Origin of the sequence: Kitasatospora sp. NPDC001261 (genome assembly GCF_042896795.1) — a bacterium.
In the GTDB taxonomy this organism is placed as follows: domain Bacteria; phylum Actinomycetota; class Actinomycetes; order Streptomycetales; family Streptomycetaceae; genus Kitasatospora.
In genome coordinates, this window is sequence record NZ_JBIAXP010000023.1 from 67,869 (window position 1) to 90,785 (window position 22,917).

Annotated in this window: 21 protein-coding genes; 10 read left to right on the forward strand and 11 right to left on the reverse strand. The window is 73.1% G+C overall.

The features are described 5' to 3' along the window. The first annotated feature begins 84 nt into the window (after positions 1-84). Complete coding sequence (locus ACFY4B_RS28555) at positions 85-1,386, forward strand: ABC transporter substrate-binding protein (RefSeq protein WP_049649970.1); 1,302 nt, start codon at positions 85-87, stop codon at positions 1,384-1,386. 74 nt (positions 1,387-1,460) lie between these two features. Here the strand turns inward: ACFY4B_RS28555 and ACFY4B_RS28560 are convergent, their stop codons facing one another. Next, positions 1,461-2,693: a hypothetical protein gene (locus tag ACFY4B_RS28560; protein WP_387972659.1), complete on the reverse strand. Its 1,233-nt coding sequence runs from the start codon at positions 2,691-2,693 to the stop codon at positions 1,461-1,463. A gap of 245 nt (positions 2,694-2,938) precedes the next feature. Further along, positions 2,939-4,315, reverse strand: a complete 1,377-nt coding sequence (locus ACFY4B_RS28565) for a hypothetical protein (RefSeq protein WP_049649968.1) — start codon at positions 4,313-4,315, stop codon at positions 2,939-2,941. A 306-nt stretch (positions 4,316-4,621) separates the two neighbouring features. Between ACFY4B_RS28565 and ACFY4B_RS28570 the strand changes: the two genes are divergently transcribed. Beyond that, positions 4,622-5,332, forward strand: coding sequence for a bifunctional DNA primase/polymerase (locus ACFY4B_RS28570; protein ID WP_053111970.1), 711 nt, complete (start codon positions 4,622-4,624; stop codon positions 5,330-5,332). Between the two features lie 525 nt (positions 5,333-5,857). Here ACFY4B_RS28570 and ACFY4B_RS28575 read toward each other — a convergent pair. Further along, positions 5,858-6,550, reverse strand: a complete 693-nt coding sequence (locus ACFY4B_RS28575; RefSeq protein WP_049649967.1) for a metal-dependent transcriptional regulator — start codon at positions 6,548-6,550, stop codon at positions 5,858-5,860. A gap of 220 nt (positions 6,551-6,770) precedes the next feature. Here ACFY4B_RS28575 and ACFY4B_RS28580 point away from each other — a divergent pair, with 220 nt between their 5' ends. The 3 genes from ACFY4B_RS28580 to ACFY4B_RS28590 all read left to right on the forward strand — a co-directional run bounded on the left by ACFY4B_RS28580 (position 6,771) and on the right by ACFY4B_RS28590 (position 9,647). Further along, the gene (locus tag ACFY4B_RS28580; protein WP_387972661.1) at positions 6,771-7,535 is read left to right on the forward strand and encodes a sugar isomerase domain-containing protein; all 765 of its coding nucleotides are present in this window, start codon (positions 6,771-6,773) and stop codon (positions 7,533-7,535) included. Positions 7,536-7,806: 271 nt separating this feature from the next. Then, on the forward strand, positions 7,807-8,724 hold the full coding sequence (locus ACFY4B_RS28585) for a DUF4231 domain-containing protein (protein ID WP_387972664.1): 918 nt from the start codon (positions 7,807-7,809) through the stop codon (positions 8,722-8,724). 11 nt (positions 8,725-8,735) lie between these two features. Continuing rightward, positions 8,736-9,647 carry an alpha/beta fold hydrolase gene (locus ACFY4B_RS28590; protein WP_049649964.1) on the forward strand — a complete coding sequence of 304 codons (912 nt, stop codon included), beginning with the start codon at positions 8,736-8,738 and terminating at the stop codon, positions 9,645-9,647. Positions 9,648-9,654: 7 nt separating this feature from the next. Here ACFY4B_RS28590 and ACFY4B_RS28595 read toward each other — a convergent pair whose 3' ends face one another. Genes ACFY4B_RS28595 through ACFY4B_RS28605 form a run of 3 tightly spaced genes read right to left on the reverse strand, consistent with a single transcriptional unit; the run spans position 9,655 to position 16,122 of the window. Next, on the reverse strand, positions 9,655-10,623 hold the full coding sequence (locus ACFY4B_RS28595) for a D-glycerate dehydrogenase (protein ID WP_074005500.1): 969 nt from the start codon (positions 10,621-10,623) through the stop codon (positions 9,655-9,657). Positions 10,624-10,654: 31 nt separating this feature from the next. Then, the gene (gene fxsT, locus ACFY4B_RS28600) at positions 10,655-14,662 is read right to left on the reverse strand and encodes an FxSxx-COOH system tetratricopeptide repeat protein (RefSeq protein ID WP_079272748.1); all 4,008 of its coding nucleotides are present in this window, start codon (positions 14,660-14,662) and stop codon (positions 10,655-10,657) included. After that, positions 14,659-16,122: a TIR-like protein FxsC gene (locus ACFY4B_RS28605; RefSeq protein ID WP_380777598.1), complete on the reverse strand. Its 1,464-nt coding sequence runs from the start codon at positions 16,120-16,122 to the stop codon at positions 14,659-14,661. The genes fxsT and ACFY4B_RS28605 overlap by 4 nt, the downstream gene beginning before the upstream one ends. Before the next feature lie 198 nt (positions 16,123-16,320). On the opposite strand from ACFY4B_RS28605, the gene ACFY4B_RS28610 reads away from it, so the two are divergent. After that, positions 16,321-16,515 carry a DUF397 domain-containing protein gene (locus tag ACFY4B_RS28610; RefSeq protein ID WP_074005498.1) on the forward strand — a complete coding sequence of 65 codons (195 nt, stop codon included), beginning with the start codon at positions 16,321-16,323 and terminating at the stop codon, positions 16,513-16,515. A gap of 77 nt (positions 16,516-16,592) precedes the next feature. On the opposite strand, the gene ACFY4B_RS28615 is transcribed toward ACFY4B_RS28610, so the two are convergent. Beyond that, positions 16,593-17,522: a helix-turn-helix transcriptional regulator gene (locus tag ACFY4B_RS28615; protein ID WP_387972669.1), complete on the reverse strand. Its 930-nt coding sequence runs from the start codon at positions 17,520-17,522 to the stop codon at positions 16,593-16,595. Positions 17,523-17,613: 91 nt separating this feature from the next. On the opposite strand from ACFY4B_RS28615, the gene ACFY4B_RS28620 reads away from it, so the two are divergent. After that, positions 17,614-18,165 (forward strand): NIPSNAP family protein, encoded by a 552-nt coding sequence (locus tag ACFY4B_RS28620; RefSeq protein ID WP_387972672.1) that lies wholly within the window; start codon positions 17,614-17,616, stop codon positions 18,163-18,165. A 32-nt stretch (positions 18,166-18,197) separates the two neighbouring features. Here ACFY4B_RS28620 and ACFY4B_RS28625 read toward each other — a convergent pair whose 3' ends face one another. Continuing rightward, positions 18,198-18,725: a hypothetical protein gene (locus ACFY4B_RS28625; protein ID WP_380782604.1), complete on the reverse strand. Its 528-nt coding sequence runs from the start codon at positions 18,723-18,725 to the stop codon at positions 18,198-18,200. 95 nt (positions 18,726-18,820) lie between these two features. Next, positions 18,821-20,326 (reverse strand): MBL fold metallo-hydrolase, encoded by a 1,506-nt coding sequence (locus ACFY4B_RS28630; protein WP_387972676.1) that lies wholly within the window; start codon positions 20,324-20,326, stop codon positions 18,821-18,823. Between the two features lie 78 nt (positions 20,327-20,404). On the opposite strand from ACFY4B_RS28630, the gene ACFY4B_RS28635 reads away from it, so the two are divergent. Beyond that, the gene (locus ACFY4B_RS28635; protein ID WP_387972679.1) at positions 20,405-20,998 is read left to right on the forward strand and encodes a TetR/AcrR family transcriptional regulator; all 594 of its coding nucleotides are present in this window, start codon (positions 20,405-20,407) and stop codon (positions 20,996-20,998) included. A 48-nt stretch (positions 20,999-21,046) separates the two neighbouring features. Here ACFY4B_RS28635 and ACFY4B_RS28640 read toward each other — a convergent pair whose 3' ends face one another. After that, a complete protein-coding gene (locus tag ACFY4B_RS28640; RefSeq protein ID WP_375876465.1) occupies positions 21,047-21,289 on the reverse strand; it encodes a hypothetical protein in 243 nt (80 codons plus the stop codon). Next, positions 21,286-21,654, reverse strand: coding sequence for an ATP-binding protein (locus ACFY4B_RS28645; RefSeq protein ID WP_387972682.1), 369 nt, complete (start codon positions 21,652-21,654; stop codon positions 21,286-21,288). Before ACFY4B_RS28645 ends, ACFY4B_RS28640 begins: the two co-directional genes overlap by 4 nt. 154 nt (positions 21,655-21,808) lie before the next feature. Between ACFY4B_RS28645 and ACFY4B_RS28650 the strand changes: the two genes are divergently transcribed. Together ACFY4B_RS28650 and ACFY4B_RS28655 are read left to right on the forward strand one after the other, a co-directional pair. After that, the gene (locus ACFY4B_RS28650) at positions 21,809-22,678 is read left to right on the forward strand and encodes a helix-turn-helix transcriptional regulator (protein WP_063780061.1); all 870 of its coding nucleotides are present in this window, start codon (positions 21,809-21,811) and stop codon (positions 22,676-22,678) included. A 2-nt stretch (positions 22,679-22,680) separates the two neighbouring features. Continuing rightward, entirely contained in the window at positions 22,681-22,878 is a 198-nt protein-coding gene (locus tag ACFY4B_RS28655; RefSeq protein ID WP_387972685.1) for a DUF397 domain-containing protein, read from the forward strand. Positions 22,879-22,917: the final 39 nt, after the last annotated feature.

The following is a 22,917-nucleotide window of genomic DNA, read 5'->3' on the forward strand; positions in this document are numbered from 1 at the left end:
TTCGCACTTCGGCCCTCTCGGCTTGCGGCGCCGGGGCTTGGCTTGCTCCGGTGCGCCGGAGGGCGCCCCAGAGAGGGAAAACCGATGACCAGCCGAAGGGACTCCTTCCAGGCCCGTCCCCCGATCGTGCGACGCCGCCGCCGACGCCCGATCGCAGCCGCCGCCACCGCCGCGGTCCTGCTCCCCACCCTCTTCTCGGCCTCCGCGTGCGGCGGATCGGCCGATGCTTCCACCAGTGGCAGCGACCTGACCGTGATGACCTGGGCCCCGGCGGGCACCGGCTCCGCCGACCGCCCGGGCATGACGGCGCTCGCCTCCGCCATCGGCCAGGACGTCAACACCAAGGGCGGACTGAACGGCCACCGGCTGCGCGTGATCACCTGCAACGAGCACAACACCGTGGACGGTGCCCGCGCCTGCGCCCAGCAGGCGGTGGACGCCAAGGCGGTCGCCGTGATCGGCTCGTACAGCCAGTGGGGCGAGGCGTTCATGCCGGTGCTGGAGCGCGCCGGCATCCCGCTGATCGGCGGCTACGGGCTCTCCCAGCCGGAGTTCGCCAGCCCGCTGTCCTACCCGGTGGACGGCGGCATGCCGGCGCTGATCGCGGGCAACGGCCGCCAGCTGGTGGACGCCGGCTGCAAGTCCGTCGCCCTGGTCCGCCCGGACACCCCGGCCGGCGACAACCTGCTCGGCTACCTGGGCACCGCGCTGCGGCCGGCCGGGATCCGGCTGACGGACGTCAAGGCGCCCGAGCAGTCCTCCGACTACACCCCGGTGGTCCGCAAGGCGATCGGCAAGGACGAGCCGGGCACCTGCGTCACCAGCGCCCTGGCCGCCGAGCCGACCGGCAACCTGCTGGACTCCTACCGGCGGCTGAACCCGAAGAACACCCGGATCGCCTCGATCATCGGCAGCGTCCAGCAGTCGGTGGTGGACTCCACCGGCGGCGACTCCGGCCCGCTCGGCGGCGCCTACGTCACCAGCTGGTACCCGCCGGAGTCGGCGAAGATCTGGGACGGGCTGCGCGCCGTGGTGCGCACCGACACCACCAACGGGCACCCGATCGACGTCTCCGACCCGGGCGTGCAGACCACCTGGGTCGCGTACGAGGTGTTCCGGACGGCGGTGCAGAAGCTGGCGGAGGCCGGCAAGCCGGTCTCCTCGAAGGCCGTCTCCTCGCTGCTGGACGGCGGCGAGGTCATCGACGTCGGGATCACCCCGCCGCTGAACTGGGGCACCACCAACATGCTGCCCAGCAGCGGGTCGCCGCGGCTGGTGAACACCTGGGTCACCTACCAGGTGGTCAGGAACGGCCGGATGACCCTGCAGCAGCCGGGCTTCGTGGACATCCGCTGGACGCTCACCGGAGGCCGTCCGCCGGCCTGACGCACGCCGCCCGGAGCGGAGCGGGGACGGGCCCTCGGGCCCGTCCCCTCCGGTCGTTCAGGGGCCGCCGTCGCTCAGAGGTCGCCGTCGTTCCGGTTGGGCAGTCCGCTCTGGGCGGCGATCGTGTTCCAGAGCGTGGCGGCCTGCTTCTTCGCGGTGGTCGCGGTGCCGCTGGCCTGGACGGCGTTCTTGTAGTGCGGGTTGTCCTGCTTCTTCGCGTCGCAGGCGCCCTGGGCGTCCTGCGCCCAGGCCGCGTACTCGTCGTCGGCCTGGGCCGAGGCCGTCCAGGCCGCGTTGAGCTGGTCGACCAGCTGCTGGCCGCCGGGCAGCTTGTCGGTCTTCAGCTGGCCGAGCTTGCTCTGGAGCTCGCGCCGCTTGCCGGCCGCGGCAGTCAGCGCCTGCTGGGACTCGGGCAGCTTGTCGCACTTCTGCACCGAGGCGACCGCGGAGACCACCGAGCTGCGGCTGTCGCTCGCGGTGCCCAGCAGGTCCGACAGCGGCTGCGCCTGGGCCTTGACGTCCGGGTCGACGGCCGCGCCGGAGCCGCTCGCGCTCGGCGTCCCGGGGGCGCCGGTGCCGGTGGCGCCGGCGGTGGCGGCCACCGGGCCGGTCTTCTTGGTGTCATCCGTGGGCTCGCTGCCGCCGTTCATCAGGACGGCGACCAGGATGCCGGCCGCCGCGCAGCCCGCCACCACACCGCCGATGATCAGCTTGTTGGACGGACGCCCGCCCCGCCCCGAGCCACCGGCCTGGGTCGCGTCGAAGCCCTGGCCGTAGTCCTGCCCCTGCTCCGGGGCGTAGCCCTGGTGGTAGTCCTGCGCCGGGTAGGCCGGCTGCGGCTGCGCGGCCGGCGGGTAGGCCTGGTAGACGGGCGCGGGCTGCGGCTGCGGGTAGCCGGGCTGGGCCTGCGCCGCCGGGTAGCCGGCCGTCTGCGGGTCGCCGCCGGGGTAGGGCGGCAGGTACTGGGTCTCCGGGGCCGGATCGGGCTGCGGCGCACCGTACCCGGGCTGCGCGGCACCGTAGCCGGGCTGCGGCGCGCCCCACGGGGCGTTCGGCGCGGGCATCGGCTGGCCCGCCATCGACTGGCCGGGCATCGGCTGCGCGGGCATGGCCTGGGTCGGCAGCGCGTGCGCGCCCTCGCCGAGGTACTCCGGCTGCCCGGAGGGCTGTCCCACCGGCGGCACCGCCGAGTGGGCCTGCGGCGGGCCCGGCTGGCCCGGCTGGCCCTGGGGCTGGCCGGGCTCGGGGCGGAACAGGTCGTCCAGGTTGAAGTCACCGGAGTTCGGGTACGAGCGGCGCTGACTCAACGCGATTCCTCACCTGTGCAGGACCGCGCACTGACGGCGGACCACATCTCGTCGGTTCTTGGGAGCATCACAGTTCCATTGGACGTCGCGCCCACGCTACCGGTTCGCCTCACCGGGTGACCACGTGGGCGGGACATCCGTCACGCTCCCTGCACAGACGATCCGCGGCGGCCCCGGGCTCAGGGCCTGTCTTCTGGATCCTCGCCGGGTCCGCCAGGATCCAGGAGACAGGCCCTGGGCCGCTGCTAAGCCGCCTCGGCGTCGGCCCGGGCGTGGAACTCCCGGACCACCCGCTGCTCCCGGTACGGCTCCAGGCGGCGCCGGAACTCGTCCAGGTACTCCACGCCCCGGTTGGAGCGCAGCCCGCTCAGCAGCCGGACCGCCTGGGTGCCCGTCTCGCAGGCGCGTTCCAGGTCCCGCTGCTGGAGCTGGGCGGTGGCCAGCAGGACGAGGTCCACCGCGCGGCGCCGGACCCGGGTCGGCGGGTGCAGGTCGAGCGCCCGCCGGGCGTAGTGCTCGGCCGGGCCGGCCTGCTCCAGGTCCCGGTGGCAGTGGGCGAGCTCGTCCGCGAGGTAGGCGTCGTCGAAGTGGGCGATCCAGTCCGGGTCGTCCTCCGGGCGGCGCTTCTCCATCGCCTCCAGCGCCCTGGCCGACACCGTCTCGCAGGAGCGGGCGTCGCCGAGCAGGGCGTGGCCGCGGGCCTCGGCGGCGTAGAACATCGCCATCGCCGTCGGGGTGGCCACCGAGCGGGCGCCTTCCTGGGCGGCGCGGGCGAGTTGGGCGATCTCGCGCGGGTTGCCGAGGGTGGCGGCCAGGTGGCTCATCGAGGCGGCCAGCACGTAGCCGCCGTAGCCGCGGTCGTCGGCGGCCTGGGCCAGCCGCAGCGCCTGGATGTAGTAGCGCTGGGCGAGCCCGGGCTGTCCGGTGTCCACCGCCATGTAGCCGGCCAGTTCGGTCAACCTGGCCACGGCGGCGAAGAGTTGGCGCCCGGTCTCCTCCCGGTAGGCGCCGCCGAGCAGGCCGGAGACCACCGAGTTGAGGTAGTGCACCACCACCGGGCGCACGTGGCCGCTGCCGAAGCGGTGGTCCAGGTCGACCAGCATCGCGGTGGTCGCCTTGATCGCGGCCACGTCGGTCGGACCGACCCGGGGGCCGCCGGCCCGCGCCACCACCGGGTCCGGCGGGGTGATCAGCCAGTCCCGGCTGGGCTCCACCAGCGCGGACGCGGCGACCGTCGCGCCGGTCAGGAAGTCCCGCCGGCCGACGTCACTGCGCCACAGCTCGCACACCTGCTCCAGGGCGGCGCCGATGGTCGGCGCGAACTGGAGCCCGATGCCGGAGCTCAGGTTCTTGCCGTCCGCCATGCCGATCTCCTCGACCGACACGCTGCGGCCGAGCTTGCGGCCGAGGGCCTCGGCGATCACGGCCGGCGCCTGCCCGCGCGGCTGCTGCCCGCGCAGCCAGCGGGCGACGGAGGTCTTGTCGTACCGAAGGTCCAGCCCGTGCTCGGCGCCGCAGAGGTTGACCCTGCGGGCCAGGCCGGCATTGGAACAGCTGGCCTCCTGGATCAGTTGCTGCAGACGCTCGTTGGGCTGTCGTGCGACGAGTGGTCTCGCGGCCATTGGGCTTCGCCTCCCCACACCCTCCGGTCCCGGCCGGCGGGCGACGATTCTGCTGATCTGTTGCCGACTGTCCGACCGTCCAAGGAATCTGACACCAGGTTAGCGATCAGCAACGCCAGCGGGATACCCACGGTGACGAACCGCACCCCCCTTGCGCCCTGGTAAATGCTCCTGTGCGCCCCCGCTGCGCCTGCCCTCGGGCCCTTCAACTCGGTCGACTAACCGGAACGGGTGACATTGCCGCGATGCACCCAACCGGGCGGCTCCGGGCCGTAACCAGCCTCACGCACGGTAGTTGAGCACCCCGTGGAAGACATCCCCGACGCGGACCGGAACGAGAAGGCCGCTCCGCCCCCCTTACTCATCGAAGCCGTCGGCTACGCCGAGACCCGCCACTGGGAGGTCGCCCCGGGCGCCTGGCTGGTCGACGACGGCGACGGCGGCGTCCGCTGCTCCTGCGGCGACCGGCGCTGCACGCTGCCGGGCGCCCACCCCCTGGACCCGGACTGGGCGCGGCAGGCGAGCGCCGGCCCCGGCGCGGTGCGGAGCTGGTGGACCGAGCGGTCGCAGGCGTCGATCCTGCTGCCCACCGGGCGCTCGTTCGACGTCCTGGACGTCCCGGAGACGGCCGGCTGCCTGGCGCTCGCCCGGATGGAGCGGATGGACCTCCAGCTCGGCCCGGTGGCGGTCCAGCCCGCCGCGCCCGGGCGGATCGGACGGCGGCTGCACTTCCTGGTGCTGCCCGGGGTCGCGGCCAGACTCCCGGAGATGCTCCGCCGGCTCGGCTGGCCGCCCGGCCGGCTGGACCTGGTCGCCCGCGGCGAGGGGGACTGGACCGTCGCCCCGCCGTCCCGGATCGGCTCTCTCGGGTACGCCCAGTGGGCCCGCTCCCCCACCGCGCTCAACCGCTGGCTGCCGGACGCCGCGGAACTGATCAGCCCGCTCGCGTACGCCTGCGGCCGCGAGGCGCCCTCGGTCCGCACCGCCGGGGCCGCCCAGCCCGCGCCGGTGGGCTGAGCCCGGACCGCTCCCCCTACCCGCTCCGTCCGACCCGCGCCATCCGGCCTGCTCCGTTCGGCCCCGGGCGTGTCGGACGCCCCCGAGACCAGCCGCCCTCTGCCGATCGGGTGAGGGCGCGCTCCGCGCGACACCACGCGCGCGAGTGACGGGCCTTGTCCCCCACCGGGGACGGGGCCCGTCATACGCATGTCCGGATAAGGCCTCCGTGTACCCGCTGGTCAACCGGCAAAGCCCCTCGTACGAGTGACAGCACTCAAGGATTGCCATGATCGGCCGAGGGGAGGAATTGCGATGTGTGGGGACGCCGGCAGGGGCGCTCGGACGGGGAAGCCGGGCGGCGGCGACGGAGGGGAAGCGGGAGGGAACAGGAGGGGACGGAGGGGATGGGGAGGACGAAGGGGCCCGCTGCACGGGGAGCAGCGGGCCCCTTCGCCGTACCGGAGCACCCGGCGTACCGGAGTACCGGAGTACTCAGGCGCGGTACGGGCTCAGGCCCGGTACGGGCTCAGGCCCGGTACGGGCTCAGGCCTGGGCGACGAAGACGTGCTGGGCGATGTCCTTGCCCAGCTCCGCCGCGTTGTCCCCGGTGCCGACCAGCACGCCGCCGACGCCAGCGCTCACCTTGACCGTGGAGCCCGGCCGGACGCCGGCCCGGCGCAGGGTGCTCATCAGCGCGCTGTCCGTCTGGATCGGCTCGCCGATCCGGCGGACCACGACGTCGGCCCCGGCCTCGCCCGGCTTGACGGTGTCCAGCGGGACGAGCCCGGCGTCGAAGCCCTCGCCCTCGGCCTTGGTGTCGCCCAGCTCGTCCAGGCCCGGGATCGGGTTGCCGTACGGGGACTGGGTGGGGTGGCCGAGCATGGCGAGCACCTTGCGCTCGACCGTCTCGCTCATCACGTGCTCCCAGCGGCAGGCCTCCTCGTGCACCTGCTCCCACTCCAGGCCGATCACGTCGACGAGCAGGCACTCGGCGATGCGGTGCTTGCGCATGACGCGCACCGCGAGCCGGCGGCCCTCCTCGGTCAGCTCCAGGTGGCGGTCCCCGGCGACCTGGAGCAGCCCGTCGCGCTCCATCCGGCCGACCGTCTGGCTGACCGTGGGACCGCTCTGTTCCAGGCGCTCGGCGATGCGGGCGCGCATCGGGACGATGCCCTCCTCCTCCAGCTCCAGGATGGTGCGAAGGTACATCTCAGTGGTGTCGATCAGCCCAGACATCGCCGCTGGCTCCGTTCTTCGGTGTCCTCACCGCCAATTCTGACGTACCGGACCGACAACCGGGTCCGCCCCGGGGCTCCGGGGACCCGTTTTGTTCCTGTTGACAACGATGCCGCCGGGGCGCGACCGTGCTCGCCGAAGCTTTCTCCACCGGCGGTCTGGACCACCCGGACCACCCCACCCGGCCGGATCCCCCACCGGCAGAGAGCGAAGGCAGCAGATGAACGACCTGGTCGGCCGGTACTTCGACGCGGCGATCTCCCACCTCCATCGGGTCCGCGAGGAGGAGGCCGACACCATCGAGGCTGCCGCCGCGCTGCTGGCGGAGGCGATGACCGAAGGTCGCCGGGTGTTCACCTTCGGTGCCGGGCACTCCGCGCTGCCGGCTCAGGACGTGGTCTACCGGGCCGGCGGGCTGGTCCCGGTGAACCTGCTGAACGTGCCCGGGATGGCCGGGGTGACGGTGATGCCCGCGCCGCTGTCCAGCGCGCTGGAGCGGGTCTCCGGGCTGGCCACCGCCACCCTGGACCTGACCCCGGCGACCGCCGGGGACCTGCTGTTCGTGATCTCGCTCTCCGGCCGCCAGGTGATGCCGGTCGAGCTGGCCCGGTACGCCCGGGACCGCGGTCTCAAGGTCGTCGGTGTGACCTCGCTCGCGTACCCGCGGGAGGTGCCCTCGGCGCACCCGACCGGCACCTACCTGAAGGACCACTGCGACGTGGTGCTGGACAGCAAGATCGCGGTCGGCGACGGCGAGCTGACCCACCCCGGCGCCGAGACCACCTTCGGCCCGGTCTCCACCATCGTGACCAGCGCGCTGATGCAGGCCGTGGTCGCCTCGGCGGTCGGCCGGCTGGCCGACCGGGCGGCCGCCGGGGAGTGCCCCGCGCCGCCGCTGTTCCGCTCCGGCAACGTCCCGGGCGGCACCGAGTGGAACGCGAAGCAGATGGCCGAGAACGCCGAGCGGGTCTTCTACACCTACTGAGCCGCACTCCCGCCCGGGTGAACCCGCCGGTCCGCACCGGCAGGTCGCCCGCGCACACCCGTCGGCCGCCGCACGCCCCCACCGCCTCCCGCACGCTGGGTGCCGGACCGAACACGGGGAGTACCGGACAACCACCGGGTCTTCCCGGCCACATCCGGCCGCCCCGGCCGTCACCAGGCGTACCGGCGAGCCGCCCGGGGCAGGAGAGCGGTGCGACCGGAGCGACTGGTGGGGGCCGAACATGGCGTCTGTTGCGGGACGGACCGGGTGGGTGCGTGAGCGGGACCTGCTGCCCGAGTTCTTCTGGGCCGCCGACGCGGCCTCACTGCGCGGGCAGCGGCGCTCGGTGCTGCTCTCCGCCTGGGAGCTGGTCCTGCTGGTGGTCGCCGCGGCGACCGGCTCCGCCGACGGCGAGCCCTGGGCCTGGCCGGCGGCGGCCGCCTACCTCGGCGCGATCGCGCTGGCCGTGGTGATCAGCCGGCAGAACCCCCAGGGCCTCTGGTACGAGGGCCGGGCGGCCGCCGAGTCGGTGAAGACGCTGGCCTGGAAGTACGCCGTCCGGGCCGACGCCTACCAGCCCCCGCCGCGCCCCCTGCCGGACGCCGAGGGGCTGTACCGCTTCCAGCTCTCCCGGGTGCTCGGCGCGTTCCGGGAGACCCCGGTGGGCGTCCCGGACGCCGGGGTGGAGATCACCCCGGCGATGCGCGACCTGCGCGGGCAGCCGCTGGCGGTGCGCCGCGAGGTGTACCTGGCCGAGCGGATCCGGCTGCAGCACGACTGGTACCGCGCCAAGGCCCGCTACTGCGCCCGCGCCGGGCACTGGGCCGGGGTGCTGGGCGTGCTGCTGCCCGCGCTGGGCCTGGTGCTCGCCGTCCTGCGGGCGCTCGGCGCGTTCGGCTACGACGCGCTGGGCACGGTGTCGGCGGTGGCCGCCTCGGTCGCCGCCTGGGCGCAGCTGCGCCAGTACCGGCCGCTGGCCGCCGCGTACGCCCTGGCCGCCGAGGAGCTGGCGCAGGTCCAGCGCCAACTCGCCCAGCTGGACCTGGAGTCGATGGAGGCCGAGGAGGTCTGGGCCCGCCTGGCCCGGGACGCCGAGGACGCGATCTCCCGCGAGCACACCACCTGGCAGGCGCGCCGGGAGGTGCGCACCACCACCGACCGGGAGCACGCAACCGACCCGGAGCACTGAGGAGGCCGCAGGTGTCGTTACGGACGGTCAAGACGGCGGACGACCGCGCCCTCGCCGTGGAGTCCCTCGGCGACCCGCGCGGCCGTCCGGTCTTCCTGCTGCACGGCATGCCCGGCAGCCGGGTCGGCCCGCACCCGCGCAGCACCGTGCTGTACCGGCTGGGCGTACGGCTCATCTCGTACGACCGGCCCGGCTACGGCGACTCGACCCGGCTGTTCGGCCGCCGGGTGAGCGCGGCGGCCGCGGACGTGCGGACCATCGCGGACGAGTTCGGGCTGGAGAACTTCGCGGTGCTCGGCCGCTCCGGCGGCGGCCCGCACGCGCTGGCCTGCGCGGCGCTGCTGCCGGAGCGGGTCAGCCGGGCGGCGGTGCTGGTCGGCCTGGCCCCGCGCAACGCGACCGGTCTGGACTGGTACGCGGGGATGACCCCGTCCAACGTCCGCGCCTACAAGGAGGCCGAGCGCGGGCACGGCCGGATCGCCGACGCGATGGAGTTCCGCTCCCGGCAGATCAAGGACGACCCGGTCCGGCTGCTGAACGGGCTGCGCACCGAACTCTCCGCCGCCGACCGGGAGGTGGTGGCCGACAGCGGGCTGCGGCGGATGCTCCAGAGCAACTACCGGGAGGCGTTCCGGCACGGCGCGGACGGCTGGATCGACGACGTGCTGGCCTTCACCGCCGACTGGGGGTTCGAGGTCGGGTCGGTCCGGGTGCCGACCTGGCTCTGGCACGGCGCCGACGACCAGTTCTCGCCGGTCGACCACTCCCGCTGGCTGGCCGACCACATCCCGGACGCCGAGCTGTTCCTGGAGCCCGGCGCCGCGCACTTCGGGGCGTTCCGGGTGATGACCACCGCGCTGGCCTGGGCGGCCGGCTGGGGTGCCCCGGGGGGGTCGGACCTCCACCGGCGTCCGGGGCGCTGAGCCGCCGTCAGATGAGCTGGACCACCGGCGTCAGCGGCGCCGAACCGCCGAGCACCGCCAGCACGTTGTCCACCGCCAGGCCGCCCATCGCCTGCCGGGTGCGGACGGTGGCGCTGCCCAGGTGCGGGGCGAGCACGGCGCGCTCCTGGGCGAGCAGCGCGGACGGGACGGCCGGCTCGCGCTCGAAGTTGTCCACGGCGGCGGCGAACAGCGCGCCGGACTCCAGCGCGGCGGCCAGCGCCTCCTCGTCCACCACGCCCGCGGTCATGCTGACCACCACCGCGCCGCGCGGCAGCAGGGCGAGCCGGCGGGCGTCCAGCAGGTGCCGGGTGTCGGCGGTGAACGGGCAGGTGACGACCAGCACGGTGGAGGTGGCGAGCAGTTCCTCCAGCGGCTTCCAGTCGGCGCCCCCGGCCTGCTCGGGCGGCAGTTCGCGGCGGTTGTGGTAGCCGACCGGCATGTCGAAGGCGCGGGCCCGGCGGGCCACCGCCTGCCCGATCCGGCCCATGCCGAGCACGCCCAGCGGGGTGCCGGCCAGCTCCATGCCGAGCAGGAAGTTCGGCGCCCAGGTCCAGGGCGCGCCGGAGCGCAGCAGCCGCTCGCCCTCGCCGAGCCGGCGGGTGGCGGCCAGCAGCAGCGCCCAGGCCATGTCGGCGGTGGCGGTGGTGAGCACGCCGGGGGTGTTGGTGACCAGCACCCCGCGTTCGGCGCAGGCGGCCACGTCCACGTTGTGGTAGCCGACGGCGTGGTTGGCGACGACCGCCAGCCCCGGGCCGGCCGCGTCGAGGAACTCGGCGTCCACCCGGTCGTCCAGGGTGGTGATCACGGCCCGCCGGCCGCGGACGGCGTCCAGCAGGGCGGCCCGGTCCATCGCCAGGTCGGAGTCGTGGCAGGTGACGGCGTGGTGCGCGGTGAGCCGTTCGATGACGCCGGGGGCGAGGCGCCGGGTGACCAGGACCGGGGGCGGGGTGCTCATGGTCCGGCAGCGTACCCCGCCCCCTGCCCGGTCAGACCGGCTGCGGCTCCAGGTCCCGGTTGATCCGCTTCCAGCCGCGCGCGGCGACCGTGTTGGGGTGCTCCTCGCCGAACTGCCGGATCAGCTCGGAGATCGCCCGGGCCCGCAGTTCGGCCGCCTGGGTGTGCCGCCCGCCCGACCGCAGGGTGATCGCCAGGTTGGCCTCGCAGGCCACCGCGTCCGGGTGCTGGGCGCTGTAGCGGTCGCAGAGCCCCTGGTACGCGGCCCGGCCGAGCCGCTCGGCGCGGTCCAGCTGCCCGTCGTCGCCGTAGGCGTTGGCCAGGTTGATCATCGCGTTGAGGGTGTACGGGTGCTCGGGCCCGACCGAGCGGGTCAGCCCCTCGAAGGTGATCCGGCCGCGCTCGATGGCGCCCGGGACGTCGCCGCTGCCCCGCAGGTAGATGCCGAGGTTGTTGGCGCAGGCCAGGGTGAACGGGTGCTCGTCGCCGAACAGCCGCCGGTGGCCCTCGAAGACGGTGGAGCAGAGGTCGCGGGCGGCCTCCTTGTCGCCGGAGGCGCTGTGGTCGGCGGCCAGGTTGAGCGCGCAGGCGAGCGCGTCGGGGGCGTCGGCGCCGTAGCGCTCCAGGTAGCGCTCGTAGGTCTCCTTGGTGATCCGGCGGGCCTCGGCGAGCTGGCCGATCCGGCGCAGCGAGACGGCCAGCGACTTGGCGTTGCGCAGGTTCTCCGGCAGGTCCGGGTCAAGCACGTCGCCGAGGTCGGAGGTGACCTCCTGGAGCAGGTCCACCGAGCCGCGGTAGTCGCCGAGTTCGCGCAGGTCGCGGGCCAGGTTGGACTTGGTGGACAGGGTGTAGGGGTGCTTGGGGCCGAGGACGGCGGTGCGCCGGTCGAGGGTCTCCTGGTCGAGTTCGCGGGCCGCCTCGCTGTCGCCGACCAGCCGGTAGTCGATCGCCAGGTTGTTCGCCATGGACAGCGTGCGCGGGTTGTCGTCGCCGAACAACTCGCGGAACTGGTCGAGGATTTCGCGGTCGAGGTCGAGGGCGGCCTGGAACCGGCCGAGCGCCCTGCGGTCGGCGCCGAGCGAGCCGGCCGTCATCAGGGTGTACGGGTGGTGCTCGCCGAGCAGGGCCCGCTGGCGCTCCAGGGTGTCCTCGTCCAGGGCCAGCGCCTCGCCGTAGTTCCCCTGGGAGCGCAGCACGTTGGCGAGCTGGAAGCGCAGCAGCAGGGTCTGCCGGTCGTCCTCGCCGAGCTTGCCGGTCCACTCCACGTCCAGGGCGTGGCCGAGGTCGCGGGCGCGGTCGAGCTCGCCGCGCTTCCACAGGTAGCGGACCCGGTCGATGAGCAGCTGGCGGGTGTCCGCCTCGTCGCAGTTGTGCGCCTTGGACGGCGACAGGTGCGGCCAGATCTCGTCGAAGGCGGGCCAGTTGGCCGGGTCGTCGGTGTCGCCGAGGACGGGCCGGGCGCCGGTGAGGATGCGGTGCACCTCGTGGACGGCGACCTCCTGCTCGTCGGCGGTCATCCCGGCCCGGATCACCGCCTGGACGAGCCGGTGCACCTGGAAGCTGTTGCTGCCGGCGTCGACCTTGGCCAGCGCGTACCGGCCGATCGCCTGGATCACCTTGCCCAGCATGAACTTGTCGCTGAGGTCGGCGTCGAACCGCACCAGCGCCCGGATCATCTGGTCGCTGTAGAAGAGGTTCATCGAGATCGGCTCGGGCGCGAAGAACGCGCAGAGCTGGAGCAGCCGGACGGCCGCCGGGGACTGCTGGCGCAGCCGTCCGATCGACACGTTCCAGGTCGCGGCGACCGGGGTCGGGTAGTCGGCCGGGCGGCCGACGGCCAGTGCGCGGGCGGCCTCGGCGTGCAGCTGGGAGACGTAGGTCTCCACCGGGGTGCCGGTGGTGTCCAGCCAGGCGGCGGCCACCTCGACGGCCAGCGGCAGGTCGCCGACCGCCTCGGCGACCCGGTCGGCGTCCGGGCGGGAGAGGCTGCGGGCGCGCCGGCACAGGTGCTCGACGCTCTCCCCGCGGGTGAAGACGTCGACCTCCAGCGCCTCGGCGTGCCCGGTCCAGGCCTGGTTCCGGGAGGTGACCAGGATGTGGCCGGAGCCGCCGGGGAAGAACCGGCGGATCTCGGCGGGCTCGTCGGCGTTGTCGAAGATCAGCAGCCAGCGCGAGGTGGGCACGCCGCGCCGCAGCGCCTCCCGGGCCGCCTCGGCCGCCTCGGTGACCGAGTCGCCGACCCGCAGGCCGAGCCGGCGGGCGAGTTCGGCGAGCGCCGGGGCGACCAGCTCGATCTGCTCGGCGTCGATCCACCAGACCAGGTCGTAGTCGGACATGAAGCGGTGGGCGTACTCCAGGGCCACCTGGGTCTTGCCGACGCCGCCGAGCCCGTACAGGGTCTGCGGGGTGGGCAGCACGGCCGCCATGCCGCCGCGCAGCTGGTTGCGCAGCTGCTCCAGGACGGCGGCGCGGCCGGTGAAGGAGGGGTTGCGAGGCGGGACGTCCCACACCGAGGGCTTGCTGCCGGGGAAGCGCGGGCCGCCGCTGGGCGCCTCGTCGAGCGGGGAGTCGCCGCGGCCGAGCGCGCGCAGCAGGCTCTGGATCGACTGGGTCTCGTCGCGGCCGACCAGGTCGACCGGGTTGCGGTTGCTGAACGGCGCGGTGAGCCGGACGTCGCCGACCCGGACCGGCAGCAGCTGGCGCCGGGTGCCGGAGGGGTCGGAGCTGACCACCGACTCCCACAGCGCCCGCGCCTGCGGGGAGCGCTGGTAGGCGGGCGAGAGCACGGCGACCGTCCGGTACGCGGAGTCGATGCCGCGCTCGGTCTCCTCGCGCGGGTCGGTGCCGGCGCTGAGGTCGCGCGGCAGCACCCGGAAGCCGGCCCTGGTCAGGACGGACTCGATCCAGTCCGCCCACATCCGGTCCTCGGGGACGTAGGACAGGTAGAGGTCGGCGGGCACGGACGGGCGGCGGCGGGTGAACGCGTCCACGTAGCGCAGCCGCACCTCCTCGTCCATCGGCGGCAGGCCGGCCGCCCGGCCCTCGGTGATCATGGAGGTGAGCCGCTCGCAGGCGGCCAGCATGGAGGTGGGCGTGCCGGTCTGGTCGCCGAAGGTCGCGAGGATCTCCTCGTAGGCGTAGAACGGCCGGTACGGGATCTCCACCGAGCCCCAGTACTGGGCGAGTTCCTCGCCCTCGAAGCCGGTCGGCAGCCCGTCGAAGCGGACCCGGGCGAGGGCGCGGCCGGCGTCCGCCTTCTCCTTCTCGCCCTCGTCGATGCGCATCGGGACGGGCAGGATGCGGATGCCGCGCTCCCGGTAGCGGTCGTGGATGTGCTGGGCGATCCGGGAGGCGCCGTCGATGGACTGGTCGCTGAGGGTGAAGCAGACCACCAGGTCGTCGGGCATCTGGACGGTGCAGATCTCGGCGATGTCGGACAGGCCGGTGCGGGAGTCGATCAGCACGTAGTCGTAGCGCTTGGCCATGTCGGCCTTGAGGGCGTCGAAGAACTGCCCGCCGTCGAAGCGGTCGTAGAAGATGTCCCAGTCGAGGTGGGTGACGGCCTCGGAGTAGTCGCGGTTGAACTGGCCCGCGGAGAGGAAGTCCAGGCTGCCGCCGGCCGGGAAGTGCGGCCAGATGAGCGAGAGCGCGTGCGGGTGCACCCGGGCGAAGTCCAGGTGCCAGCCCTCGGCGTGCTCGACCGGGCGCAGCGCCTCCTCCCGGTACTCGGCGATCAGGTCCATCATGCCGGTGGTCCCGGCCAGCGAGGCCTGGTCGAGGAACGGGTGGAAGAACTTGGCGAGGCCGGGAGCCTCCAGGTCCCAGTCCACGGTGAGCACCCGGAACCCGTTGGCGGCCAGGATCCAGGCGGTGTTGGCGAGCGCCATGGTGCGGCCGGTGCCGCCCTTGTACGAGTAGAAGGTGATGATCCGGCCGTTGCGGTCCTGCTCCGCCGCCTGCCGCCCGGCCTCCCGCTGGGCGGCCAGGTCGGCGGCGGTGAGCCCGCCGAGGCGCAGGTTCCTGGTGACGTTATCGCTCATCGTGGTCCTCGTCCTCCCAAGGGCGCCATCCCGTCATCGGGTTCATCGCCGTCGTCGCGGTACGGTGCGTGCTCGCGGTGCGGGTCGTTGCCGTTGTTCCGACTCCGGTGCTGGGTGCGGCCGTTGCCGTTGCTTCTGCTGTCGGCGGGATCGTCCCCCTGCTCGTCCCCGAAGGGGTCCGCCGGGGCTCCGTCCGACCCGTACCCGCCTCCTGGGCGCCGGAACGCGTCCCGCAGGCTCGGCCGCGGTGGCGGCGGTTCCTCCGGTTCGGCCCGGGTGCGGCCCTCGAAGGCGTACTTGGCCTTCATCGCCGCCCGGGGCAGCGCGTCGTCGAAGTCCTCCAGCGTGTGCAGCCCGGTCGGGCCGGTCGCGCCGAGGAAGCTCGGCCGGCTCGCGCGCCGGGTGATGCGCAGCGCATCGTCGCTCAAGTCGCCGAGTTCGTCGGAGCGTTCGGCGCACTCGGGGTCGTCGCCGTTGAACGGCTCCAGGATGCTCACCCAGGTGGCGTCCGAGCGGTCGAAGCGCCGGACCAGTTCGCGCCGGCGCGGGTCGCGCAGCGCCCAGCGGTCGAGCAGCAGCAGGCCGGGAGCTTCGGCATTGCCGTCGATGATCGACTCGACCTCGTCGTCGAACTCGTGCACGGTCGGCTGGAACCCCAGCTGCCGTGCGAGACGGGCCGCGTGCTGGGCGATCGGCGAGCCGACCGGCCGGTACGGGTGCCAGTCGGTGCGCCGTTCGCCGTAGTAGTCGGGGCTGCGGTCGGCGGGCAACTCGTTCTGGTGGTAGGAGAGTACGGAGATCCGCAGCTGCTTGGTCGGGGCGGTGACGTTGAAGGCGCTCGGGAGGGTGTTGAACTCCAGCCGCCGCCCGACCGGGATCACCGTCTCCTCGGCGACCTGGACGATCCGGGCCGCCAGCCGGTGCACGGCCAGCTCGTAGGAGGAGCGGAAGTAGCTGAGCTTCATCAGCGCGTAGAGCCCCTCGGTGGCGTACTCGGGTCCGAAGCTCGTGTGGTTGAACTGGAGTTCACTGGCCACGTTCGGCAGCCGGTAGCGGCTCATCGGCGCCCACAGCACCGGCACGATGCCGCTGGTGCGCTCGGAGTCGAGGTTCGCCGGGTAGACCGGCCGACGGGTGAAGGCGTGCCACTCCTGGCCGCACGGGACGCTGTTGAAGTACCTCGGGGAGTACAGGGGTACGAAGACCCGGCACGTCGCCAACTCGTCGGACAGCCGTTCGGCCCACAACTCGCCCTGGTGCATGGACTCGTCCATGAAGCCGACCGCGACCCCGTCCGGGACGGTGGTGAGCTGCAGCACCGCCTCGCAGAGATCCCGGTACAACTGCCTGACCCAGTGGTTCGGGTCGCTCGCGCCCCGCGCACCGGCCTTGGGGGTGTGCGCGTAGGAGAGGAAGAAGTACGGCCGGGCGTCGTCCTCGTCCCAGCCCCGGTCAGTCACACGCGCCTCCCCCGGGCCCGTCGGCAAACCTGCCTCCCGCAGCCCCCGTGCGGCGGGGCTTCAGTGTAGGAACGACTGACACCCCAATGGAATAGCACAACGTCTCGCACGAATTGACATGACCGAAACGATGCCGCCACCCGTGCACAGGGAGCAGTACCCTCGTTCCGGCCGCCACGCACCACCAGGAGGGCATCCGTGGACCACCTCGACTGGCAGAGGTCCAGCACCAGCAGCGACAAGGATGACTGGATCGAGATCGCCTCCGCGGGCGACCACGTCTACATCCGGCAGTCCAACGACCCCACCCTCGTCGTCACCACCACCCGCATCAAGTTCAACGCCTGGGTCCGCGGCGCCAAGGCCGGCGAGTTCGACCACTTCGTCGCCTGACCCCGCCGGGCCCGCCTGCTCGACCCCGCCCGACCGGCCCCCCGCCGGTCGGGCGTTCCGCTGTCCGGGCCCGGGGGTCACCCCCCGTAGCGGGCGGCCAGGGTCCGGACCGTTGCGGCGATGCGGTCGCGGAGTTCGGCCGGTTCCAGGACCTCGACGTCGGCGCCCAGCCGCAGGAACTCCCCGTGCGCGTGGTCCAGCGACTCGATCGGCACCCGGGCCTCCGTCCAGCCGTCGGCCGCGGCGGCGACCCCGAGGCGCCGGGCGCCCTCCGGGGTGAGCCGGAGCAGCGCCTCCGCGGTGTGCAGCCGGGCCCGGAAGTCGGCGAGGTAGTCCGCCCAGTACGCGCCCAGGCCGAAGCCGTCCGGCACCGCGAACCCCTCGTCCAGCGCGCGCAGTTCGACGACCTGGTCGACCCGGTAGGTGCGCATCCCGGTCGGCCCGGCGGCGACCAGGTACCAGCGCCCCGCCTTGAGCACCAGCCCGTACGGCTCCACCCGCCGCTCGATCTCCTCCGGCGCCCGCCAGCGCCGGTACCGCAGCACCACCGCCCGGCGCTCCCACACCGCGGCGGCCACGGCGGCCAGGTGCGGGGTCTCGTCCGCCGCGCCGTACCAGCCGGGCGCGTCGAGCAGGAAGCGCTCCTGGATCCGCCCTGCGTGCTCGCGCAGTTCGGCCGGCAGGGCCGCCCGCAGCTTGAGCTGGGCGGCGGCGAGCGCCTCGCCGAGGCCCAACTGGGCTGCGGCGCCCGGGAGTGCGGCGAGGAAGGCGGCCTGGGCCTCGTCGGCGGTCAGCCCGGTGAGGCGGGTCCGGTAGCCGTCGACCAGCCGGTACCCGCCGGCGTGTCCGGCGTCGCCGTACAGCGGGACACCGGCGGCGGCGAGCGCCTGGACGTCCCGGTAGACCGTACGGACGGAGACCTCCAGCTCCGCCGCCAGCTGCTCGGCGGTCAGCCGGCCCCGGTTCTGGAGCAGCAGGAGCAGGGTGACCAGCCGACTCGCGCGCATGCCGCCCAGTATCCACTGACAGGGGATGTCAGGGGAGCGCTCCTACGCTGCGGCCCATGAACGACTTCACCCGCACCGGGGCGGCCACCGCATGAGCCCCATCGTCGAACTCCGCCGGTACACCCTGCACCCCGGCGCCCGGGAGACCCTGATCGAGCTGTTCGAGCGCGAGTTCGTGACCGGCCAGCAGGCGGTCGGCATCACCGTCGGCGGCCGCTTCCGCGACCTGGACGACCCGGACCGCTTCGTCTGGCTGCGCGCCTTCCCCGACATGGCCGGCCGGCGGCGCGCCCTGGAGGCCTTCTACGGCGGCCCGGTCTGGCGGGAGCACCGCGACGCGGCCAACGCCACCATGGTCGACAGCGACGACGTCCTGCTGCTGCGCGGCCCCTGCTTCACCCCGCCCGCGGGCGCCCGCGAGGTCCTCGCCACCGTCTGCCACCCGGCCGACGCCGCCGCCTTCGACGCCTTCGCCACCGAACACCTGCTCCCGGCCCACGCGTTGCACCGCACCGAGCACGCCGAGAACGACTTCCCCCGGCTGCCCGTCCGCACCGGCGAGGACGTCCGCGTCTGGTTCGGCCCCGCCGAGCCGGCCCCCTGGCCGTCCCGGCGACTTCGGCTGGAACCCGTCACGCCGTAGCCCGCCGGACGCACCCCGCCGCACCCGCTCCGTCAGGGGCCGACGAGCCCCGCCAGCTCGTCGGCCGACTCCGGTGCCAGGCGGTAGAACCCCTGGAGGCCGACCGCCCGTTCGAGGCGGCCGTCCACCACGTGCTTCAGGTTCCGCGTCCGGTTGCGGCGGTTGCGCCAGGTGAGCCGCTCCAGCAGCTCGCCCGGCACCGGCCGGTCGAAGCGCACCGGCGTCGCGTCCACGTGCACCGCCGAGGCGCCGCAGCCGCCGGCGCCGAGCATCGACCAGGCCTCGTGCCCGGGGAACGCCGGGTCGTCCCAGCTCGCGGCGGCGGCGCCGCAGCAGTCGCCCCGCTCCCGGTCGACCACCCGCATCCGGCTCACCACGAACACCTCGCACCGGTTGACGTGCAGCGCGTACACCTCGTCCCCGGCCCGGGCCCCCGACCAGGCGGGCAGCGAGGTGTGCACCCCGCTGAAGGCGACCGGGGGCCGGGCACCCACGTGGCCGGCCTTGCGCAGGGCGCGGCAGGTCGGCTGGGTCCACAGGACGGTGAAGGCGTCGGGCATGCGGCGATCGTAGGAGCGGGCACGGACAACGGCGGGGTGCGCGTTCCCTGCGCGCGCCGGGCACGTGCCCTACGCGCCCGCTCCTGCTGCCGCCCCTACGCGCCGGCCCCGGAGAGCCAGCCGTCGACGGGGACCCGGCAGGAGTTGAGGATTCCGGCCACCATCCGGTACGTCCCGACCAGCGCCAGCAGCTCCAGCAGCCGCGGCGCGGAGTAGCTGTCCGCCAGCGCCTCCCAGGTGGCCGGGGAGAGCGCGTGCCCGTCGTGCAGCTCGTCGACGGCCCGCAGCAGGACGCGGTCGGTCTCGGCCCAGTCGGGGTGGTCCGGCCCCTCCGGGACGCGGGCGATCTCGGGCCCGCTCAGCCCGGCGAGGCCGCCGAGCCGGACGTGGTGCTGCCACTCGTACGTCGAACCGGTGCGGTGCGCGGTGCGCAGAACGGCCAACTCCCGTTCGCGGGGCGGGATCGTACCCTGGTTGAGCAGGGCGAGCAGCGGCGCCAGGCTGGTCAGCAGGTCGGGGTGGTGCCCGATGGTGGCCAGCACGTTGGGCACCGGGAAGCCCTCCAGCGGCCCGGCTCCCTCAGCCGGGAACAGCTGCCGGACGATGCCCGGCAGGCCCGCGGCCAGCGCGGTGACCTCGGCGGCGACCTCGGCCCCGGCCCGCGGGGCCAGCAGCGGGGCGGGCTCGTACGCGTCCAGGAGGCCCAGGAGTTCCATCTCGCCCGGGGTTCCGTCGCCGTTGAGTTCGCGGTGGACGGCGCCGATGTTGAGGACCAGCCGCTCGGGGTCGGCCAGGTCGGCGAGGCCGATCAGGTCCATCTCCCGTGCGGCGCGCAGCACCGGCACGCCCGCCCGGTGGGTGCGCTCGGCATGGTCGCGGACCCGCTCCAGGTAGTCGCGGAAGGAGCGGACCTCGGGCTTGCCGACGACCGGCCCGTGCCCGGGCACGATCGTATCGACGTCCAGGCCGAGGATGCGGTCGCAGACGGCGATCCAGTTACCGATCGGGCCGCTGTGGATCACCGGGTGGCCGCCGATGAACAGCAGGTCCCCGGCGAACAGCACACCGGTGTCGGGCAGTTGGACCAGGATGTCGCCCTGGGTGTGGGCGGGGCCGACCTCGATCAGCCGGACGGTGCGCCGCCCGACAGCCACGTCCAGCTCGCCGGTGAAGGTCCGGTTCGGCGGGGTCGGGGTGATGCCGCCGAAGTCGAAGGTCTCCCGCATCCGCTGGACGACCTTCGGCAGCCGGAGGTCACCCGGCGCGGCGACCACCGCGTGCAGGTGGTCGGCGCGCATCTCGGCCGCGGCGGCCTCGGAGGCGATGGTCACGACGTCCGGGAGGAGCTGGTTGCCCCACCAGTGGTCGCCGTCGCTGTGGCTGTTGACCAGCGTGCCGATGGTGACGTGCGGCAGGGCGCGCGCGACGGCGTCGAGCAGCTCGCGGGTCTGCGGGACGGTGAACAGGGTGTCGACGAGCAGGGCCTCGTCGCCGGAGGCGATCAGCCCGGCGTTGCTGAGGCCCCAGGAGCCGTTGGGCTGCAGGTAGGCGTAGGTGTCCGGGGCGATCTCGTGCAGGCCGAGGGTGTACGGGACGGCCATCGTCAGGCCTCCTCACTGATTGGACTGGAGTACCAACATGTACTCCAGTCCATCAATGGATTCAAGTACGCTCCCCTTGTGACCTCTCCTCCCAACCGACACGACCAGCGCCGCACCGCGACCCGGGAACGGCTCCTGACGGCAGCCCTGGAGCTGTTCGCCACCCAGGGGTACGCGGCCACCACCTACGACCACATCGCCGAACGCGCGGACGTGGGACGTCAGACGGCCTTCAACCACTTCCGCCGCAAGGAGGACTTCGTCACCGCCTGGGTCCAGCAGCGGCACGAGGTGCTGGACCGGCAGGACGAGGCGAGCGCATCCACCGGCGACTCCGTCATCGATGCGCTCGCCGACGCCCTGCGCACCCTCGCGGAGCTCAACGAGCGGGAGTACGCGCTGGCCAAGGACCTGCACGACAGCGGAGTCCTCCACGCCGCCTTCGCCCTCGGCACCACGACGCCGCAGGCGTTCGTCACCGCCACCACCCGGGGAGCCGAACAGGGCGAGATCCGGCCGGAGTTCGACCCGGCATCCGTCGCCGACCTGGTGTTCGACACCTACATCACGACCCTCGGCCGCTGGCTCGCCGCCGGCGCGGACCGCCCGCTCGCCGATGCCCTGCTGGCCAGGCTCGACATCCTCGCCACCGGCTTCACGGGCGGCTACTGACCGCACGGGCGCGGGCCCCGTCCGACGGACGGGGCCCGCGTGCGCCCGCTACCGGTACTGCCTGAACTCGCGGACGAGCGCGAGCAGGTTGATCAGCGTGCTGGCCGGAACATTGCCGAGCGAGACCAGGACCTGCCCGTTCAGGACGGTCTCCCCAGGCTGCGCGGACGGCCAGAGCAGGCCGAACTCGCGCCCCTCGGCGCGGAGTTCCACGATCAGGCCGGCGATCTGCCGACTGGTGAGGTGCCGGATCGCGGGATCGGCCGGCCGGATGGGATAGAGGGCGTTCACGCGACCAGGTCCAGCTCGAACCAGACCCGCTTCCCGAGCTTCTGCGGCTCGACACCCCAGCGGTGCATGAGCCCCTCGATCAGCTGCAACCCCCGCCCAGACTCGGCGAGCAGACCGAACTTCTGATGCTTCGGCAGCTCCGAACTGCGGTCGGCGACGGTGACGCGGAGGGTGCTGCCGGAGTAGACGACCGTGACGACCGGCGAGGCGGTCAGCCCGTGCCGCCACGCGTTCACGACCAGCTCCATGAGCGCGAGTTCGGCGTCCCCGATGGCCGGGCCGGGGTACCCGGCGCGCTCCATCGCGTCGCGCAACACCTCGCGGGACACGGTGAGGGAGGGGGAGTTGAGGTTGGGGTCACACATGGGGAATCTCCCAGCGGTGTAGAGGAAGCACACCGGAACTGCCCACGGTGCGCAGCTTGTTAACACTTTAAGTGGATCCACCAGAAATTTGCAACACGCTCCGCGCATGCATCTACACTCTCCGTAGGTCACGGTCTGCGAGAAGGGCACGCCCATGGGCTTCAGGAGCGGAATCAACGAGCGGCAGCGTCGTCTTGGCGAGGAACTTCGCCGAGTTCGCGATGCCGCTGGGCTCTCAGCCGCAGAGGTGGGAGAGGCCCTCGGCGTGAAGGGGCCGAACATCAGCCACGTCGAAGCTGGCAGGATCGGCCTCACACTTGTGCGCCTGACGACCTGGCTCAATCTGTGCGGGGTGACGGACCCCGAGTACCGAGCCGGTCTCACATCCATGAGCGAGAGCACCGGGAAGGGCTGGTGGACCGAGTTCAAGCCCCATGTCGTCCCGAGCGCACTCGATCTCGCGGAGTTTGAAGCCAGTGCAACCGCCCTGGACAGCTACCAGACGCTCCTGATCCCCGGGCTCCTACAAACCAAGGCGTACAGCGAGGTGATCCACGACTACGCGGAGAAGAAGGTCGAGTTCCGCCAGCGTCGCCAGGAAATACTGACCGTCGAGAACGCTCCACCGTTCCGCACCGTGATCCATGAGGCAGCCCTGCACATGATGTACGGGGGACCGACCATCATGCGCGACCAACTGAACCATCTCATCGAAGTCAGCAGGCTGCCGCATGTGACGGTCCAGATCCTCCCGTTCGACTGCACCACCTACTCATCGACCGAGACGTCGTTCGTCCTGATGCATGGAGCTCACGCGCGCCTTGACACCGTTCTGCTGGAACAGCCACACAGCTCGTACTTCTTGGGAGACCCTGAGGACGTGGCGGCATTCCGTAGGAAGTTCGATCGAATCCGGGGCCTTGCCCTGTCTCCCCTGCACGCCGCCTCACCTTCCCCGTCAGCCACCCACCGTGATTCGCTGGGCTTGATCCAGCACGTTCGCTACAAGGTCCAGGGAAGATAGCCATGAGCCAACTCAACTGGCAGAAGTCCAGCTTCAGCGGCGACAAGGCCGACTGCGTAGAGCTCGCCTCCGAAGGTGACCACATCTATCTCCGCGAGTCTGACGACCCCACCCACATCGTCACCACCACCCGCCCCAAGCTCGCCGCTTGGCTCCACAGCGCCAAGGCCGGCGAGTTCGACCACTTCATCGAAGCCTGACTCCCCGTGCCCCGGCCCGGCGCCGGGCCGGGGCACGGG

Bases quoted from the DNA above. Each gene is read 5' to 3' on its own strand.
- ACFY4B_RS28555 (WP_049649970.1), top strand. From the start codon at position 85: ATGACCAGCCGAAGGGACTCCTTCCAGGCCCGTCCCCCGATCGTGCGA.
- ACFY4B_RS28565 (WP_049649968.1), bottom strand. From the start codon at position 4,315: ATGGCCGCGAGACCACTCGTCGCACGACAGCCCAACGAGCGTCTGCAG.
- ACFY4B_RS28575 (WP_049649967.1), bottom strand. From the start codon at position 6,550: ATGTCTGGGCTGATCGACACCACTGAGATGTACCTTCGCACCATCCTG.
- ACFY4B_RS28580 (WP_387972661.1), top strand. From the start codon at position 6,771: ATGAACGACCTGGTCGGCCGGTACTTCGACGCGGCGATCTCCCACCTC.
- ACFY4B_RS28595 (WP_074005500.1), bottom strand. From the start codon at position 10,623: ATGAGCACCCCGCCCCCGGTCCTGGTCACCCGGCGCCTCGCCCCCGGC.
- fxsT (WP_079272748.1), bottom strand. From the start codon at position 14,662: ATGAGCGATAACGTCACCAGGAACCTGCGCCTCGGCGGGCTCACCGCC.
- ACFY4B_RS28615 (WP_387972669.1), bottom strand. From the start codon at position 17,522: ATGCGCGCGAGTCGGCTGGTCACCCTGCTCCTGCTGCTCCAGAACCGG.
- ACFY4B_RS28620 (WP_387972672.1), top strand. From the start codon at position 17,614: ATGAGCCCCATCGTCGAACTCCGCCGGTACACCCTGCACCCCGGCGCC.
- ACFY4B_RS28625 (WP_380782604.1), bottom strand. From the start codon at position 18,725: ATGCCCGACGCCTTCACCGTCCTGTGGACCCAGCCGACCTGCCGCGCC.
- ACFY4B_RS28630 (WP_387972676.1), bottom strand. From the start codon at position 20,326: ATGGCCGTCCCGTACACCCTCGGCCTGCACGAGATCGCCCCGGACACC.
- ACFY4B_RS28645 (WP_387972682.1), bottom strand. From the start codon at position 21,654: ATGTGTGACCCCAACCTCAACTCCCCCTCCCTCACCGTGTCCCGCGAG.
- ACFY4B_RS28650 (WP_063780061.1), top strand. From the start codon at position 21,809: ATGGGCTTCAGGAGCGGAATCAACGAGCGGCAGCGTCGTCTTGGCGAG.
- ACFY4B_RS28655 (WP_387972685.1), top strand. From the start codon at position 22,681: ATGAGCCAACTCAACTGGCAGAAGTCCAGCTTCAGCGGCGACAAGGCC.